Below are 17,197 nucleotides of genomic sequence, written 5' to 3'. Positions count from 1 at the left end.
CATGTTGTTGATTTTTACACATAAGGTAACCAATCGATTGACCTATACGGCCAAACAGATTTTTGAAAAAATCTTGGGCGTGGAGATGGGTTTTACAACAAAGGTCGAGGAGTTCATCAAACATAATGGGCCTAAAATGACGTATTCCAAACAACCCCTGCAGAACGAATTCTTTATTCGAAGCAATGATCTTTTGTTTGAGCAAGGCATCAATGATTTAGAGGTGAGGGTATCAGATTGGGACGGGCTTCCCTGTTTTTTTTCAGCTGGGGATAAAAGCACTGTTCCCTTTGATGTTTTTTCGGCCAGTTTCTTTCTTTTGAGCAGGTACGAAGAATATTTGCCCCATGTTAAGGACAGTGTGGGCAGGTTCCCTGTGAAGGAAAGTATAGCTTATCAGAATGACTTTTTGGAGCTTCCTGTGGTAGACCTTTGGGCCTACAAATTATTGGAGGCCTTAAAGGATAGGTTCCCGGATTTGGAAAATAAGGAAAAGGACTATCGTTTTACCTCGATTATAAATGTTACAACTTCACATGCGTATGCCATGAGGGGGATTGCCCGTAGTATAGGAGGGCTTTTATTGGATTTGGGGAATTTTAGGTTCAGGGATGTCTTGGATCGCTTTTCGGTGATGATGAGACTCAAAAAAGACCCTTATGACAATTTTTTCGAGTTGGTGGATATCCATAAAAAGTTTCCCATTAAAACCATGTTCTTTTTTCAGTTTGCAAAGCATTCGGCACACGATAAAAACGTATCCACCAATAATAACAAATTTCGCTATTTGATCAAATCCGTAGCTGATTATAGTATTGTTTCCTTGAGTACCTCGTTTATATCATCTTATGACAAAAATGTGCTCCGGGAGGAAAAGAAACAATTGGGCAACTTAATCAATAGACCCATCAGCTATGCCCGGTTGCGTTATAATAAAGTAAATGTTCCCGCGACCTACAGGAATTTGGTGGAAACGGAGTTCACGGATGACTTTTCTATGGGCTACACCCACGAAATTGGTTTCAGGGCAGGTACTTGCACGCCTTTTTATTTTTACGACATCAATACAGAGGTGAGACAACCCATTAAGATCCATCCGTTTGCCATGCACGACTATGCTTTGGTAAAGTACAAGAGCAAGGAAGAAGTATACGAGAAAATGGATAAGGTATACCGATTGGTAAAACAGGTCAAGGGCGACTTTATTTTTGTATTCTCAAATGAGCTCTTGGGAGGAAAGCAGCATTTGGATTGGATGGAGCTGTATCAATCCCTTTTAAAGAGATACTATGTTTGATCATAAAGTAACCGATGTTTTTTTTGATTTGGACCACACTTTATGGGATTTTGAAAAAAACTCGGCATTGACCTTCGCCAAAATTTTGGTTGAAAATAAGGTCAACGTAGATTTGGACGACTTCTTAGAGGTTTATGCCCCCATCAACATGCAAATGTGGGCATTGTACCGGCAGAATGGAATTGGAAAGTCCGAGCTAAGGTACCAGCGTTTAAAACAAACATTTGATAGGCTCGGGGAACATGTGCCAGACGAAATCATAGACGTATTGTCCCACGAATATATCGCCCACCTATCATCTTTCAACCATTTGTTGCCCAATACCCTGGAAACTTTGGAATATCTTTTTCCAAAATACAAGTTGCACATTATAACCAATGGATTTCAGGAGGTACAGACCAAAAAGTTGAGAGGAAGTGGAATCCATCATTATTTTCAAAAAATAATTGATTCAGAAATGGCCGGTGTTAAAAAACCGGACCCCTACATTTTTCAAATGGCATTGGAACAGGCAAAGGTAAAGCCCCAGAACTCTTTGATGATAGGGGATAATCTCGAAGCCGATATTTTAGGGGCAAAAGCCTTGGGGATGCAAGTGCTGCACTATAATTTTCACAAAGAATCCGATCATGGAGAATGTACCATGATTCACGACCTTATTGAAATAAAAAACATTTTATAGAGTTATATTACAAGTGGCAAACCCCACTTTTGACACTGGGAAATGTTTTTGGCTATGAGAAAATTACTGTATTCCACTCTCTGGATCACAGGTTTATTGTGTTGCACCATATCCTGTATGGAAGAGCAAGATTTTGATCAGTTTGATGATTTAAGGGTGACCCCGACCTTGTCCTCAGGGATTTTTTATTTGGAATCCGATGAGGAGACCATAAATTTAGCAGGGCCATTGGGCTCTTTTTATTTTCAAGAGGTCACTTTTGAAGCGTTTAACGAGCAGTATGTAGCAGAGCGTTTAATCGAAGGCACAATGACCTATCAAATACAAAACACCACAAGCAAAAGGCTTCGCATAGTCATTGAATTTTTGAATGAAGATGGAAGGGTTTTGGATGTAGAGAGGTTTGATATCGAGGCCAATAGTCCGGATATTGTGGAGTATCCAGTCTTTTATGGGGCAGGAGGCAAGAACATAAATATATTATCCAGTACAAAAAGTCTTCGGGTTATAGCGGATAATCTAAGTGTTGGTTCAAGTGTTTCTGCAAATCCTGATGCAAGGATTATATTTCGCTCTGGAGCTGAATTTTTATTTCAACTACAATGAGTATGGCCCCAAGACTTATCCTGATTACACTTTTTGTATACGCCACCGGATTTGCCCAGAACAAGGAGGTATTGTACGATTTTTATGAGATTCCCCAATCTTTGATGGTCAATCCAGGAGTCAAGACCTCGCAGAAATGGCATGCAGGTATTCCTGTTTTGTCAGGTCTGTCCGTGCAAGGAGCCACCAGTGGAGTTACGGTGAACGACCTTTTTGCCAATGATGGGGTGGACTTTACCACCAAGGTGCAAGAGCGATTGTTGTCGGTTATGACCGATAGAGATGATTTTAGCTCTACAAGTCAGATAGAGGCATTTACTGTAGGGTTCAGGGGCAAAAACAGACTGGATGATTACTATTCCTTTGGAATGTATGGCGAAATGGACATTATTTCCTACTGGCCCAAGGACTTGGCCATTTTGGCTTTTGAAGGTAATGGAGGAGCAAATTTGGGTAGAAATTTTGATTTAGGCGACCTAAATCTTCGTGGTGAAATGGTCAATGTGCTTCATTTTGGCATCAATAGAAAAGTAAATGAGAATCTTACGATTGGAGGAAGAGCCAAAATATATTCCAGTATTTTTCAGTTTCAATCCATAAACAATTCAGGGTCATTTGTTACAAGGGAAGGACAGAACAATGTCTACGAAAGTGCCATCAGTGCAGATATGCAGTTACAAACGGCCGGTGTTAAAGGTTTTTATGATATCATCGAAGAGGATACGGGAACTACGAAAAAGGATGTAAAAAGCCTGTTTACGGAAAGGACGCTGTTGGGTGGAAACCTGGGTTTTGGTGTTGATGTTGGTTTTAGTTATAATTTAAATCCGCAGACGACCATTACAGCTAGTGTTTTGGATCTTGGATTTATCAGCAATTCAAAGGATGTTTGGAACTATACTTTTGCAGGTAGCACCACTACAGACGGTATTTCTATTGTTCTTCCAGAGGATATCGATGACGTTGACAATGACAAATGGCAAGAACTTATAGATGAAATCGATGCAGCATTGCCACATGGTGAAAACCAGGCCAGCTATATCTCTTGGAGGCCAGTGAAGGTTTACGGTTCCGTTAGATACGATTTTGGACAGGGCGGAACCGGCAGAATTTTTGATAATTGCGGTTGCGCCGTTAACAGCGGCGGAATGTCAAGTACTTCCGACTATTACCGCAACAGTATCGGCGGACAATTGTTCATGATAAAAAGACCAAAGGGGGTCCAAGCTGCATTGACCGGTTTTTATCAAAGACGTTTTGGTCGTGTACTTTCATTAAAAGGTACGTATACCGTGGATAAATATTCCTTTACAAATATAGGTTTGGGCGCAAATTTTCAGATGGGTCCCGTAAACTTTTATGTGCTGGCAGACAATCTTCTAAGCTACTCCAATATTGCGGACAGCCACTATGCTTCTTTACAGTTCGGATTTAATATTATATCTTGGAACGGTAATTGAGTATCTTTGATATATGAAACATAAAGTATTGTACATATTGCTTTTTGCAATGGGATTGAACACAGTGGTAAATGCTCAGTTGAACGATTACAAATATATCATTGTGCCCAAGAAGTTTGATGCATTTAAATCGGTGAATGAATACCAGACCAGCACTTTGGTCAAATATTTTTTTGAACAAAATGGCTTTAATCCCGTTTATGATGATGCACTCCCAATGGATTTGGCAGGCAACAGGTGTTTGGGGCTATTGGCCAATTTGGAGGATGGTTCCAATATGTTTACCACAAAAGTTACAATCACCCTAAAGGATTGTAACAATGTTGAAATATTTAGGTCTGTTGAAGGAATTAGCAAGATCAAGGAATACGATAAGGCATACAAAGATGCTATTCAAAAAGCATTTATCTCTTTTGCTGGAATGGATTACAGCTATGTGCCGCATGAGCAGGAGAAAAAAGAATCAGCGACGGTTACCCTCAATTTTAAGGACGATGTAAAATCAGTTCAAGAAGATTCAAAGGAGCATATTATTGAGCAAAAATCGACTACAGAGGAGCAAGTTTACAAAGCTGTGGAACCGAAACCATCATCCATTGTAAGAGCCGCCGAAAAGCAATCGTCTGAGTTGCCAACCGAGGTTTTGTATGCACAGCCGACCGATTTTGGCTATCAACTCGTGGATAGCACACCAAAGGTTGTGTTGAAGTTGCAGGAAACTTCCATGGACAACGTATTTATGACCGATTTTAATGGCAACAATGCAGTAGTCTTCCAAAAGGATGGCAAGTGGTTGTTGGAGTATTCTGAAAACGGCGAAAAAGTTCAGAAAGAACTAGATATCAAGTTCTAAAAATCATACTTGTTCTTCCATCTTTTTTTTAGGAAATCCTTCATGGCATTTTCTCTCGGGTTGTTCCCAGGTCTATAGAAAGAGGTACCTGAAATTTCTTCCGGGAGAAATTCAAAATCCACAAAATTGTTTTCGTAGTCATGTGCGTATGCATATCCTTTTCCATAGCCCAGGTCTTTCATTAATTTAGTTGGAGCATTCCTTAAAGGAATAGGCACAGATAGATCCCCGGTCTGACGAACTTTTTGTTGCGCTTCGTTAATGGCCATGTAGCTGGCATTGCTTTTGGGCGAACTAGCTAAATAAGTAGCGCATTGGCTCAAAATTATCCTGGCCTCTGGGTATCCTATCGTTGTTACGGATTGGAAAGTGGTATTGGCCATTACAAGTGCAGTAGGATTGGCGTTTCCTATATCTTCGGATGCCAATATGATCATTCTACGGGCAATGAATTTTACATCTTCGCCTCCTTCAATCATACGGGCCAACCAATAAACAGCGGCGTTTGGGTCGCTTCCACGAACACTTTTAATAAAGGCTGAAACAATATCGTAATGTTGTTCCCCGGTTTTATCATACCGAACCGTGTTGCTTTGGACCTTGTTAAGTACCAGCTCATTGGTGATTACAATTTTTTCACTTGGTTCGGAATTAACGATTAGCTCAAAGATATTGAGCAATTTGCGGCCATCTCCTCCCGATAAGCGCAGCAGGGCATCCGTTTCTTTAAGTTCAATGTCTTTTTTGGAAAGCAAGGTGTCGGTCTCGATGGCGCGCTCCAAGAGTGCTACAAGGTCGTCTTTTCCAAAAGAATTCAAAGTATAGACTTGGCAGCGCGACAAAAGTGCAGGAATTACCTCAAAACTCGGGTTCTCGGTAGTTGCACCAACAAGTGTCACCCAACCTTTTTCCACCGCAGCGAGCAAAGAATCCTGCTGTGACTTGCTAAATCGGTGAATCTCGTCAATAAAAAGAATGGGGTTTTTAGATGTAAACAGGCCACCACTTTGTTTGGCTTTGTCAATCACCTCTCGGACATCTTTTACGCCGCTACTAATTGCACTCAAAGTATAAAATGGCCTTTGGCTTTCCGTTGCGATTATATTGGCCAAGGTGGTTTTTCCTGTTCCGGGCGGGCCCCAAAAAATCAATGAGGGGATTACTCCACTTTTAATTTGATTGGTCAAAGCGCCCTGCTTCCCCACCAAATGTTGCTGACTGATATAATCCTCTAAAGTTTTCGGACGTATGCGTTCTGCCAAAGGTTCGTTCATACATCAAAAATAAAATAAATTTGATGGTCCGTTGTTCTTAAAAGAGGAAGGATTTTCATCTGCCACCTGACAATTTGTATAATTTTAATGTTATGGCGGGATGTTTGATTTTGTGACCGTATGAGTTCAGATTCGCTTAAATTCTCTAATTCAGTTATAGTAGCGCCCCTAGTGGCGGTATTGTCCATTTGGATTGTATTCTGGGTAGAGATGCAATTGGGCATCAATTTGAACGAGTACGGTGTATATCCTCGCAGATTATCGGGCCTGCAAGGAGTATTCTTCAGTCCGTTTATCCATGGTTCCATTGAACATTTATACAACAATACCATTCCTCTGGCGGTGTTGACGGCATTTCTGTTCTATTTTTATAGGAGTGCGGCCCTTCGGGTTTTGTTGATCGGGGCTCTGGTTTCGGGGTTGTTGACGTGGGCAATAGCCAGACCATCTTATCATATTGGGGCAAGTGGGGTTATTTACTTATTGGCCAGTTTTATATTTTTTAAAGGAATTTTGGCCAAGAATTATCGTTTGGTCGCCCTGTCGTTGGTTGTGGTGTTCATATATGGCAGTATGATCTGGTATATATTCCCGGTCAAGGACGGTATTTCGTGGGAAGGCCATTTGGCGGGTTTTTTCACCGGATTGGTACTTGCTTTTGTTACTAAAATCCAAGTTCCAGAGGTTCGGAAATATGATTGGGAACGAGAAGATTATAGGGAAGAGGATGACCCTTTCCTAAAACATTTTGATGCTAACGGCAATTTCATCGAGAGTACGCCAGAAGAGCCTAAAGAAAAAATAGAAATCAAATATCACTATAAAAAGTTGGACGATGATTAGCTTCTCCTTTGTCGAACAACTTCGTAAAGAAAAACACCGCAGGCTACCGAAACATTCAATGAACCAATTTTTCCCATGAGGGGCAATTTGGCCTGATGGTCTATGATGCTGAGGGTAGAAGGGGAGATACCTTTTTCCTCCGAACCCATTATAATTGCGGTAGGTTGGTTAAAATCGACACCATAAATCTCGTCATCGGCTTTCTCGGTAGCTCCAGTAACGACAATTCCAGAAGATTGCAGGTAAAAAATAGCATCTTTTAAGTGGTCTACCTTTGCGATGGGGACATTAAAGGCAGCCCCGGCAGATGTTTTTACCGTATCGTCCGTTATGGGGGCGGCCCCACTTTTAGGAACAATGATTCCGTGAACGCCACAACATTCAGCGGTACGTATAATGGCACCAAAATTTCTCACATCGGATACACCGTCAAGCATTAGAAGTAGAGGAGTCTCTTCTTTATTGAGTACTTGTTCCACCAATTCTTCAAACTGATGGAATTCCACAGGGGAAATTTGAGCGACGGCGCCTTGATGGTTATTATTGCGGGTAAGGCGGTTCAGCTTTTCAACAGGAACGTAGGATAGGCCGATGCCGCTTTTACGTGCAGAAGACTCTAATTCTTTGTAAAGATCACCTTTAAGACCTTTTTGAATAAATATCTTATTGATAGGTTGCCCGGCGTTAATCGCTTCTATGACTGCCCTTATACCGTAGATTTGACTGCTCATTATATATTGCAATTGATTTGCAAAGATGCAATAAAGAAACTTATAAGCATTTTAATGGAAGATCAATTTTTTAAAAGTACTAACCAAATGAAGTTTATAGTCCAAGCTCCAATACTCCTGGGTCATCTTTGGCGTAATGGTACGATCTCCAAAAAAAGCCTTGTCCTGAGAACTTCCAAACGACTTCACCATCCATAGTTACCTCCCAAATGCCATAATCTCCTTCGGTTATCATCGTATTGCCATTGGGGAGTCTTACGGCTCCTGAAACCCTGTCTGCGAATAACTCAGGGTTTGAGAAGCTCCATGTAACTTGTGGCGCTGTATTTTGGGGTATTGATTGTTGGTAAAGCGCTTCAGGCAGTTCCATTTCGTAAACGGTCGACTGGCCCAATTCCCCTCCGTTTGAAAAAATCATGAATTTTCCTGGTTCAAATAGGTTGGGATGGTGGTTATTGTGGAACAATCGTTCAGAATCTAAATCTCCATATGTGGTTGGGTTGCCAAATCTGTATACAAGGTCTCCACCTTGACCATAATTTCCTCCAGAATGTGCTGCAGCCGCAGAGGTATCTGTGCTGTGATCTATCACCCAAACTTCACTATAAAAATTGACACTAAGGTATATCAGATCGTTATCGGCGTCATAATCAATTCCATTGATGTGCATAAGATTACCAGTATCGTTACTATTGAAGTTGATATCAATAAGCTGTGGATTGCCCGATACTGAACCAAAATTGGATTTAGTGTCATCTACATCTTGTATGATGTGATCTATAGAATGCCATTCCCAAACAATTTGATCGTTGGTAGGGTCAATTTCAATGACCGATTCCAAATAAAGATCCATATTATGGGTAGAGCCATTTTCTGTGGCAGTCTCTTGAGGTATTCTTTCCCATGCAATGGCCAATATATTTCCATTTGGCATCCTTTCGATATCATGATGCATCCTATGTTCGCTGGTGGCATAGACGAAATCCCAAAGAGAAGTCCCTTCTTTGTCCAAAATTTGAATTTGACCTCCATAACCTCCAAAGAGAATATCATTACTTTCATCATATCTAAACGTGGCAAGGAGTGTTCCATCATCTTGGAGTACCGCGTCATTTCCAGTAGTTTTATCACCTAAATCCCATTCAAAGACAATATTTGCACTTTTGTCCATTAAATAAACAGCAGGGGCCAAAAGGTCGTTTACCAACACATAGCTATCACTAATTTGTTCCGAATCAATGATATTTGCCGTTCCAGTTTCTCCCTCAATAGTATTTTCATCGGTCTCTTCCGGTGTTTCTTCTGGTGTTTCCTCTTCCGGATCAGGGTTTTCAGTTTCTTCAGGTGTTTCCTCGCCAATAATGTCAGGAGATCCACCATCATCATTGGAACAGGAGATTAGCAAAAGTGTTGAAAGGAAACAAATGCCCAGAATTTTGATATTGTTTGTATAAAGCCGGATTAGCATAGTTCTCTTTTTCATGTTTTTTAGATATTGTTTCTGAGGGGTCTTTTATTTGATACTCAGGTCATCCTTTATTTTATCTGGGGTCCTTAAATGGGCCGCTGATTTTCTTTCCTCCATTTTTTGAAGCTGAGCTTCTCCAAACTTTTTTGGATCACCATTGAAACCTATTCGCCAAATCTTCCCTTGTTTGGATTCGGAAATATACAAAGAACCATCCTTTCCTTCTGCCAAGCCCATGGGTCTATATTTTGCATCGGGCATGCTTACAATGGTATCGACCTTTGCAAAACCATCGGCGAACACTTCCCATTCACCGGTTGGTTTTCCATCTTTGAATTGTATGAATGCTACAATGTAACCTGCTTGAGGGTATGGGGCCCTGTTCATAGATCCATGGAAAGCTATAAAGGCTCCATTGCGATATCGAGATGGAAATAAATCACCTTTATAAAATAAAAGATCGTTGGGAGCCCAATGGGCCGGTAATCCCATTAGTGGTTTTTTGTACTTATCATCCTCCGTGGAACCGTCCCCGCCATATTCTGGAGCTACTAGCCTTTTGTTCTTAAAATGATCGTAATAGGTATAGGGCCATCCAAAATCATCCCCTTGTTCTATTTTCATGAACTCTTCGGCGGGTAATACCGCTTGGTGCCATTTACTATAGTATTGTGGTGCATGGTTGTGTAGGTAGTCCCTTCCATGCTGCACACCATATAGGCTATTGTACTTGTCGTTCCAAGAGAACGCCACCATGCTCCTTATACCAATGGCGTACATTTCGCCATCTTGTTGAATTTGATTGGTACGGTTTTCATCAAACTTCCAAATACTTCCCAAAACTTCCAGTCCGGGACATGGTTTCATGCCTTTTACCTGTCCTTCTGTATTGAAATTCTCGCAAGCATTTGTTGGGGCACTGAAAGTGACGTACATATTTCCTTTTTTGTCAAAAGCCAAGGATTTGGAGTTGTGCCATCTTTTTGGGAATTGATCAATTAAAATTACTTCGGGCTTGGATTCGGGAATAAGTTTTCCTGGGGTAAGTTTTTGTCGGTACACAATTTGTTCGGAACTGAAATAGAGATATCCATTGTGAATCCTCATTTCAGTGGCAAAAGTTCCATCATTGGGATAGTCCCCGAAAGTTTTTATAATATCAGCTTTTCCATCCCCGGTAGTATCTCTAAGTGCGAGATTACCATGAGTGCCTTCAGGTTTTCTCAGTTTTACGTAGATATCACCATTATCATTTACAGCTATGTGTCTAGAAGGTCCAACGCTGTCAACTACAACAAGTGCAGAGAATCCATCAGCTAGGTACAGTCCACCGTTAGGTTCATTGATATCGCTCTTTTTTTCTGAAGCCTCACTCTGTTTGGTTGATGGCTTAACAGGCTCCTTTTCGGAAGAAGTTTCTTTCTTTTTAGAACCATCCTGACAGGCGGTTAAAATTATACTGAACAAAAGAATATACAGGTATCGAGACATCTTGGATTATGGTTGATTCTATATTGATAAGATATAAAAATTCTAGTTGTGCGGTATGGAATGCATCTCTTCTCAGACTAAAATTAACAGGTTTATGTTATGCATTCGGTGTTCAATGATGGTGTATAAAAAAAGGGCGTAAATTTTTACGCCCTTAAGTTATAATTGTATCGCTTTTTACAGGTCCAAAGCCATACAGAAGTCAAACAAAGCGGTTCCGGCTGGTGGTTCTGGGCCTAAATCCAAAACGGTTTCACCATTAGCGGAAGTGACTTGAAATGTGTTTTCTTCATCATATGATCCACTGTTGTAAAAGATCTGAATTTCAACAGTACCTTCTGGTACAATGAAAGAATATGATGATGAAGCTCCACCCTCATGGGCATAACTGGTTACTTCTCCATCAATGCTTACAGATAATGAAGCACCGTTCCAAGAGTCACCATAAGAATCTTGTTGTTCAATGGTCCACTCTCCTGGAGTTGGAGTAATTGGGGGACAAGCGACAGGTATGCTGTATACAAAGGGAGACTTAAAGTAAGATCCACCAGATACAGTACTGTTCAAATTCCCACTGGAGAAGGAGCGACCATCGGTCAAGTTCAATACGTATCGAATTGTAAAACTACTTCCTCCAGCATAATCTTCTGGTATGGTTCCGACGAAATCCGATTCGGACAGTCCCAAAGCTGTTGCCAATTCTGCTAACGTAAACTCTACTGTAATAGAGGGTAAGTCAACATCGTTTGGTGAGAATGCCGATGCGGGCAAAGTAGTGACCAGTGTCTCGTCTACTGAATCAGCTTCATCAGCGCCGGTATAGGATGCGTAGACTTCAACATCTTGAAGCAATTCTCCCTGTTTGTTGTCCTCTACCTCAAAAGTTACCGAATAGGTCGAGGTAGGAAAATTGAACAGGAAGTTTTGAGATGCAACATCGGAGCTGGGTGTTGTGGCTCTAAATACAGCACCGCGGGTTACTTCGGCGAAGACATCATCAATTGTCTTGTTACTGGAATCACAGGCTACAAAGCCAATGGATGCCAGCGAAAGTATCATTATGTTTTTAATATATCTTTTCATTTTTCTTTTTCTTTTAGTTTGATAATGGGAAACCGGAATCAGGGTTATTGTCCCAGAACACCTTCACTGTCACACTTGATTTTTGTGTAACTGAACTGTTGTTGTTTGCATAAACCGCAGGATAAAGGAAAGATCTTATGAACGAACCCGGTTCTGGCTCCAAGTTGGCCTGTAGATCGTTTGGATATCCTGTTCTTCTATAAAAGTTATATGCGTCAATTCCGTTTCCGTAAAGTGCTACCCAAAATTCTTTGGCGATAAGGTTTAGTTTTTCATCACCAACAGCAGCATCATATAGAGCTTCTACCTCTGCAACATAGTCGTCTACATCATCACTGGTAGGGGCCAAAGATAAGTCTGCATCAGCATCCAAAGCTCCAAAGGCCATTGTCTTTTCTATTGACTTTGTTACACCATCGCTAAGGAATGCTCTTGCACCAGGGATGTCTCCGGTAGCATAGGCTATTTCTGCCTGTAAGAAATCAATTGTCTGTGCCAAGAAGATAGGGATTATTCCAGCTCCACCGCCACCTGAGCCTAAATCCACTGCACTAAATTCGCTGTCATCAAATTCGCCACCTGCTGGATATACACCGTATGTTGTCTTTAAAGGTCCGTCTGGTGGAGTTCCGTCATCATCTCCGTGATCTCTTCCCCAATAACCATTAGGCAAATAGCAGAAAGTGAACCCACCATCAACATAGTGTTCAGGTATTGGCTCCACACTACAAGATAATGTCTGTTGGTTAGGGCCTTCTGAATCAATTGCACCAGGAGTAGTTGCGGATTGTCTGTAGTAGTAGTACCTAATCCTAGGATCACTATCCTCATAGATGGCCACACCATTTTCAACTTTGGAATTATCCATGTAATTCATAAGCCAATTGCTCATATAATCTGATGAGCCTTGTGGAGTATAGTTATCGATATAATTTGGGTGCCTTGAATCAGGGTTTACAACATTGGTTCCCCATTCGAATTGGAAATCCTCATCTACAGAAGTGATGTAATCACCGCCAGCGATTATAGCATTGAATGCGTCAATAGCACCACCATCTACTAATCTGGATTGTGCATAAATCTTCAACTTTAAGGAGTTTGCCAGTTTTACCCAGTTATCCCAGTCACCGTCATAGTAATAGTCATTGCTAGGATCTGCTGTGTTGTCCTCTGTGGTGAAATTAGCAATGGCATCATCCAATAATCCTAGAGCTGCCTCATAAATATCGGCCCCGCTGTCTGCTGTAGGGTTAAGGTTGTCTAAACCCTGTATAGCACTAGTGTAAGGTACATCCCCATAAAAATCAACCAAAGTAACTGCAGTGAACGCTTGGAATACCTGTCCCATACCTATATGGCGTCTGAAGTTGGCTTCTTCTGCCAAAACGTTCATGGCAGAGATGTCTGTGAACATAGAGGAATAGGCAAACCTCCATTCCGCATCTTGAGATGCTGGCGAGTAAGCTTGTTGATACAATCGGGTACCCATATATTCTATACGGGTTACTTCGGAGCCATTGGTTCCAAAAGCATCGTTGAAACGAGCGAATTCCTCTTGTACACGGTTAAGATAAAAATCGGGTGTAGCTTGGTCCGGACTTACCGCATTCGGGTCTGTAGTCAGATCAAGTTCTGTACTCTCGCATGAAAGTAGGAGCCCCACGGAAGAAATCGCTAGAACTAGTTGTTTTATATATATTTTCATTTTTCTATTTTTTTAAAATGTTGCTTTAATAGACATACCATATCTTCTAGAGCCTGGGCTGTTGATAAAGTCGAAACCTAAGGCGTTACCTACCCCAACCCCAAGGTTTTCTGGGTCAAAGTTTGTTCCTTTAGGGACATTGATACCCTTAAACCATAGGTTTTGTCCAGTTAAAGTTAGGCTCAATGATCCGAAAGGTGTCTTTTCCAAAGCTTTCTTTGGAACAGAATATCCTAATCTTACCTCTCTTAATCGAATGGTACTACCATCGTAAACCTGTAACTCACTTGGACCGAATGCTACGTTACTAAAGTAGTAATCGGAGTTGTTGATTTGAATATCGTTAACGGAACCATCCGCCTTAACCCCAGGAAGGATGAAAGTGGAAACACGATCCTCAGTATCTGTGGTAAGTCCTCTACCAACCAATGCAGAAATCGTGTTGGCATAAACATCACCACCATGTCTATAAGAAATATCGAAGCCAAAGTTCAAGTTTTTGTAGTTGAAACCATTGCTAACGTTCAATCTCCAGTCAGCATTGGGGTCTCCAATCTCAAACAATCCTTGCTCTTCAACATAGCTACCGGTACTCGCAACAACTTTGTTTCCATCGTCGTCTCTTAGCACTCTAGTGCCCATTATAATACCAAATGGTCGTCCTGCAACAGCAAAGTTGGAAAGGTCAGAGAAAAGACCTCCAATGTTGATGTTGTCCGTATCTTGACCAAGGTCTACTACTGTAGACTCATCTGCAGTAAAGTTGGCGTTAACCATCCAGTTGAATCCACCTGGGTTGGAGTTTCTAAATAGGGAAACTCCTAAGTCAGCCTCAATACCTTTAACCTGTACCTCACCGATGTTGGTAACAGTTTCGGTATAACCTGTGGAAGGGTCCAAAGGTCTGTTGGAAATAAGGTCTGTGGTTGTTTTCTTATAGATAGAAACATCCAAAGAAACTCTGTTCTGGATAAAACGGCTCTCAATACCGAATTCCAATTCCTGAAGAAGCTCAGGTTTTAGGGCTGGATTGGCCAATTCGTCATCCACTCTAATGGAGGATACCAACGTACCGTCTTTTAAGAATTCCCTAGTGTCCAAAGTTGCTGTGCTAGCTACTGGGTAACCCCCAAAGAAACCTGCGGAAGTACCATAACCAGCTCTAAGTTTCAAGAAGTTCAATCCGTTTTGGGATTGTAGACCATCTATCAATGCAGTAGGCAGTATAGACAAACTCGCAGATGGATAGAAGATGGAGTTTTCGAAGAAGTTGGAAACCCAGTCGTTTCTTGCTGCTAAAGTAAGGTAAGCAAAGTTGTCATAGCCAAACTCGGTCTGAGCATATACACCAACAATATTCTGTGTCTCATCACGTTGAACTGGTTGAGCCGTGGCAAAGTTATAGTGTCTGAACACACCGAAAATAGACTGCTGGTCACTGGTTACACCTTGTTGAGAGAACTCGGTTCTTCTAGAAGTAGCACCAACGTTAACACTAAGGTCTAATTTTTCCGTTAATAGGAAAGAACCATTTAACTGTAGCGTGTGATCCCAAATTGTATTTCTGTTGTCGTAGGTTTGATATCTACCTTGTATGTAACCTTCGGCACCACCTTTGTTCTGTCCGATTTCGTTACGCTCTGTGTAAAAATCCAAACCGGTTCTCCAGAAAACGTTAATGTTGTCGTTTATTTTGTAAGTAGCTTGTGTGCTTCCAAAGAAACGATTGGTCAACTGATTGGCGAATGCATTCGCAGCTGTCCATCTTGGGTTCTGAATATCGTTACCTCCTCTATAGTAAACACTTCTACCATCAATAGGACTCTGGAAAGGCAGTCCCATCAAATCCACACTACGTGGTGTGAAGAACAGGTGACCAAATACAGACGAACCAGCTCCAAAGGAACCGTTACCGGTACTTGCTGCAATTGGAGGAGATTTTACATCACTCTTGGAAAAGTTAAAGGTAGAGTTGATTGTAAAGTTGTTGCTCAACTCAGCGCGTCCACCTAAACTAATGTTGGTTCTTTGAAGTTTGTTGCCAGGTGTAAATCCTTCGTCCCTCAAGTTACTTGCACTTGCATTAAAAGCAATTTTTCCGTCTTCTGATCCGCCAGAGGCATTAACAGCATTGTTGGTCACAACACCGGTACGGAAAAAATTCTTTACACCATCATAAGGTCTAAATTCATAAGTTGCTCCTTGATATTCAGGAAATGCTGCACTTACACCGGCATTAACGGAATATGGATGTCTGATCAAGATCGTACCATCAGCGGCAGTTCCTCTCCAAGTAGCACCAAAGTTGTTCGGGTCAGGAATGTTAAAGTCAGGTCCCCAGTTACTGAAGAATTCACCGTAAGCCTGGTCAAAACCATTTCCATATTGGTCTTGGTAATCAGGCAATGTCGATATTTCATTAAAAAATATTGATGAAGTAACGGTAATCTCCGATTTTGCCCTGCTGGCCCCGGCAGCACCTGCCTTAGTGGTGATCAATATTACACCGTTTCTACCTGCGGTACCATATAAGTTGGCAGCAGCTAAACCTTTTAATACACTTACGTTGGCAATGGAGTTAGGATCTAAATCCAAAAATCTACTTGACCCCACGTTACCATCGATGGCATCTCCTTGAGTATTGGTGTCAGAGCTGAACGGAACACCGTCCACAATAAACAACGGTTGGTTGGATCCGGAAATTGAAGTGAATCCACGAATAATAATGTTGGTAGCAGAACCGGATACACCGCTTGCTGCATTAATAAGTACCCCGGAAGCTTTACCGTTTAGTACCCTTCCTACATCACCTTCCGCCTTTTGCTCCAAATCTTCCGCTCCAACTGAGGAGACTGCGTAACCAAGGGCTTTCTTTTCCCTTTTAATACCCTGTGCGGTAACAACAACCTCTTCAAGGGCTTGGGCGTCTTCCACCATTTGAACATTGATTACACTGCTGGCACCCACAACTTTGCTGGAGGGGCGTTGTCCAATGTAAGTGAAAAGCAATGTCTGTCCTTCACTTGCACTGATAGCATAATTTCCATCGAAATCTGTTTGGGTACCGGACGAGGTCCCTTCAACGACAATGTTGACCCCAGGTAACGGGAGGCCATCGGCATCCGTAACTGTACCTGTAATCGTCTTGTCCTGTGCATAGGATATATGCACAACAAACGCCAATAATAGCGTTAACAATCCATTAAGTTTTGTTCTCATTGTTAAATTATTTGAATTAGCTAATCGCTAAAATCATAATTTCATGTTAATAATCCAAACTAATTTTATAAAATCTTTAAGACTGGTTGTTTAAATGAAGTAACGGCAAAAACATCAAGTTTGATTGATAACTATATAATTTAAAAGGGGTGTAATTGTTCTTATTGCAATATTTTTGATTTAACCCATAAATTAAAAGGGGTTGAGTTCAATAAGTTTGGTTTGATGTTAGTTTTGTCTTAAAGAATAGATGTGATAAAAAAATGTTAGGGTAATGTTAAGGGTTTATTTCTTGTCTTAGTAACCTTATACCTTAATATGTATTGGTTACTTATGTTCAAGAATTTTGCCTTTCAAAGGGGTGTTTGATGTAGGTGTGAGTTATTGTTTTTAAGATGGCTTTTATCTTTTTTTGCATTCTGCTTAAAATTAATTGCTTGGGATTTGAATTATTGGGAATTATCATTACATTTGCAGCCCTCAAA

General features: G+C 41.1%; 13 protein-coding genes. 6 read left to right on the top strand and 7 right to left on the bottom strand.

The features are described 5' to 3' along the window. Position 1: 1 nt before the first annotated feature. Genes K1F36_RS09080 through K1F36_RS09060 form a run of 5 tightly spaced genes read left to right on the top strand, consistent with a single transcriptional unit; the run spans position 2 to position 4,898 of the window. Complete coding sequence (locus tag K1F36_RS09080) at positions 2 to 1,297, top strand: polysaccharide deacetylase family protein (protein ID WP_220113530.1); 1,296 nt, start codon at positions 2 to 4, stop codon at positions 1,295 to 1,297. Continuing rightward, entirely contained in the window at positions 1,290 to 1,979 is a 690-nt protein-coding gene (locus tag K1F36_RS09075; protein WP_220113529.1) for a YjjG family noncanonical pyrimidine nucleotidase, read from the top strand. Before K1F36_RS09080 ends, K1F36_RS09075 begins: the two co-directional genes overlap by 8 nt. Positions 1,980 to 2,033: 54 nt before the next feature. Further along, the gene (locus K1F36_RS09070) at positions 2,034 to 2,585 is read left to right on the top strand and encodes a hypothetical protein (RefSeq protein ID WP_220113528.1); all 552 of its coding nucleotides are present in this window, start codon (positions 2,034 to 2,036) and stop codon (positions 2,583 to 2,585) included. A gap of 2 nt (positions 2,586 to 2,587) precedes the next feature. Further along, a complete protein-coding gene (locus K1F36_RS09065) occupies positions 2,588 to 4,045 on the top strand; it encodes a DUF5723 family protein (RefSeq protein WP_313790017.1) in 1,458 nt (485 codons plus the stop codon). 13 nt (positions 4,046 to 4,058) lie between these two features. Next, complete coding sequence (locus tag K1F36_RS09060; RefSeq protein WP_220113526.1) at positions 4,059 to 4,898, top strand: hypothetical protein; 840 nt, start codon at positions 4,059 to 4,061, stop codon at positions 4,896 to 4,898. Here K1F36_RS09060 and K1F36_RS09055 read toward each other — a convergent pair. Beyond that, positions 4,895 to 6,172 (bottom strand): replication-associated recombination protein A, encoded by a 1,278-nt coding sequence (locus K1F36_RS09055; RefSeq protein WP_220113525.1) that lies wholly within the window; start codon positions 6,170 to 6,172, stop codon positions 4,895 to 4,897. The genes K1F36_RS09060 and K1F36_RS09055 overlap by 4 nt on opposite strands. A gap of 120 nt (positions 6,173 to 6,292) precedes the next feature. Between K1F36_RS09055 and K1F36_RS09050 the strand changes: the two genes are divergently transcribed. Further along, positions 6,293 to 7,015, top strand: a complete 723-nt coding sequence (locus K1F36_RS09050) for a rhomboid family intramembrane serine protease (RefSeq protein WP_220113524.1) — start codon at positions 6,293 to 6,295, stop codon at positions 7,013 to 7,015. On the opposite strand, the gene rlmB is transcribed toward K1F36_RS09050, so the two are convergent. From rlmB to K1F36_RS09020, 6 genes are all read right to left on the bottom strand, one after another. After that, positions 7,012 to 7,746 carry a 23S rRNA (guanosine(2251)-2'-O)-methyltransferase RlmB gene (gene rlmB / locus K1F36_RS09045; protein WP_220113523.1) on the bottom strand — a complete coding sequence of 245 codons (735 nt, stop codon included), beginning with the start codon at positions 7,744 to 7,746 and terminating at the stop codon, positions 7,012 to 7,014. The genes K1F36_RS09050 and rlmB overlap by 4 nt on opposite strands. 94 nt (positions 7,747 to 7,840) lie before the next feature. Next, positions 7,841 to 9,229: an aryl-sulfate sulfotransferase gene (locus K1F36_RS09040; RefSeq protein WP_258538999.1), complete on the bottom strand. Its 1,389-nt coding sequence runs from the start codon at positions 9,227 to 9,229 to the stop codon at positions 7,841 to 7,843. A gap of 30 nt (positions 9,230 to 9,259) precedes the next feature. Then, the gene (locus tag K1F36_RS09035; RefSeq protein WP_220113522.1) at positions 9,260 to 10,705 is read right to left on the bottom strand and encodes a PQQ-dependent sugar dehydrogenase; all 1,446 of its coding nucleotides are present in this window, start codon (positions 10,703 to 10,705) and stop codon (positions 9,260 to 9,262) included. A gap of 177 nt (positions 10,706 to 10,882) precedes the next feature. Then, the gene (locus K1F36_RS09030) at positions 10,883 to 11,788 is read right to left on the bottom strand and encodes a hypothetical protein (protein ID WP_220113521.1); all 906 of its coding nucleotides are present in this window, start codon (positions 11,786 to 11,788) and stop codon (positions 10,883 to 10,885) included. Between the two features lie 13 nt (positions 11,789 to 11,801). Continuing rightward, positions 11,802 to 13,493, bottom strand: a complete 1,692-nt coding sequence (locus tag K1F36_RS09025; RefSeq protein ID WP_220113520.1) for a SusD/RagB family nutrient-binding outer membrane lipoprotein — start codon at positions 13,491 to 13,493, stop codon at positions 11,802 to 11,804. Positions 13,494 to 13,505: 12 nt separating this feature from the next. Continuing rightward, positions 13,506 to 16,712 carry a SusC/RagA family TonB-linked outer membrane protein gene (locus K1F36_RS09020; protein ID WP_220113519.1) on the bottom strand — a complete coding sequence of 1,069 codons (3,207 nt, stop codon included), beginning with the start codon at positions 16,710 to 16,712 and terminating at the stop codon, positions 13,506 to 13,508. Between the last annotated feature and the right edge of the window lie 485 nt (positions 16,713 to 17,197).

This window comes from Flagellimonas abyssi, from assembly GCF_019457905.1.
In the GTDB taxonomy this organism is placed as follows: domain Bacteria; phylum Bacteroidota; class Bacteroidia; order Flavobacteriales; family Flavobacteriaceae; genus Flagellimonas; species Flagellimonas abyssi.
Note: the sequence above shows the minus strand (reverse complement) of the source record. Positions and strands in the feature narration are given on the sequence as shown.

Coding starts and splice junctions, on each gene's coding strand:
- K1F36_RS09070 (WP_220113528.1), top strand. CDS start 2,034: ATGAGAAAATTACTGTATTCCACTCTCTGGATCACAGGTTTATTGTGT.
- K1F36_RS09020 (WP_220113519.1), bottom strand. CDS start 16,712: ATGAGAACAAAACTTAATGGATTGTTAACGCTATTATTGGCGTTTGTT.
- K1F36_RS09075 (WP_220113529.1), top strand. CDS start 1,290: ATGTTTGATCATAAAGTAACCGATGTTTTTTTTGATTTGGACCACACT.
- K1F36_RS09040 (WP_258538999.1), bottom strand. CDS start 9,229: ATGAAAAAGAGAACTATGCTAATCCGGCTTTATACAAACAATATCAAA.
- rlmB (WP_220113523.1), bottom strand. CDS start 7,746: ATGAGCAGTCAAATCTACGGTATAAGGGCAGTCATAGAAGCGATTAAC.
- K1F36_RS09050 (WP_220113524.1), top strand. CDS start 6,293: ATGAGTTCAGATTCGCTTAAATTCTCTAATTCAGTTATAGTAGCGCCC.
- K1F36_RS09035 (WP_220113522.1), bottom strand. CDS start 10,705: ATGTCTCGATACCTGTATATTCTTTTGTTCAGTATAATTTTAACCGCC.
- K1F36_RS09030 (WP_220113521.1), bottom strand. CDS start 11,788: ATGAAAAGATATATTAAAAACATAATGATACTTTCGCTGGCATCCATT.
- K1F36_RS09065 (WP_313790017.1), top strand. CDS start 2,588: ATGGCCCCAAGACTTATCCTGATTACACTTTTTGTATACGCCACCGGA.
- K1F36_RS09025 (WP_220113520.1), bottom strand. CDS start 13,493: ATGAAAATATATATAAAACAACTAGTTCTAGCGATTTCTTCCGTGGGG.
- K1F36_RS09060 (WP_220113526.1), top strand. CDS start 4,059: ATGAAACATAAAGTATTGTACATATTGCTTTTTGCAATGGGATTGAAC.
- K1F36_RS09080 (WP_220113530.1), top strand. CDS start 2: ATGTTGTTGATTTTTACACATAAGGTAACCAATCGATTGACCTATACG.
- K1F36_RS09055 (WP_220113525.1), bottom strand. CDS start 6,172: ATGAACGAACCTTTGGCAGAACGCATACGTCCGAAAACTTTAGAGGAT.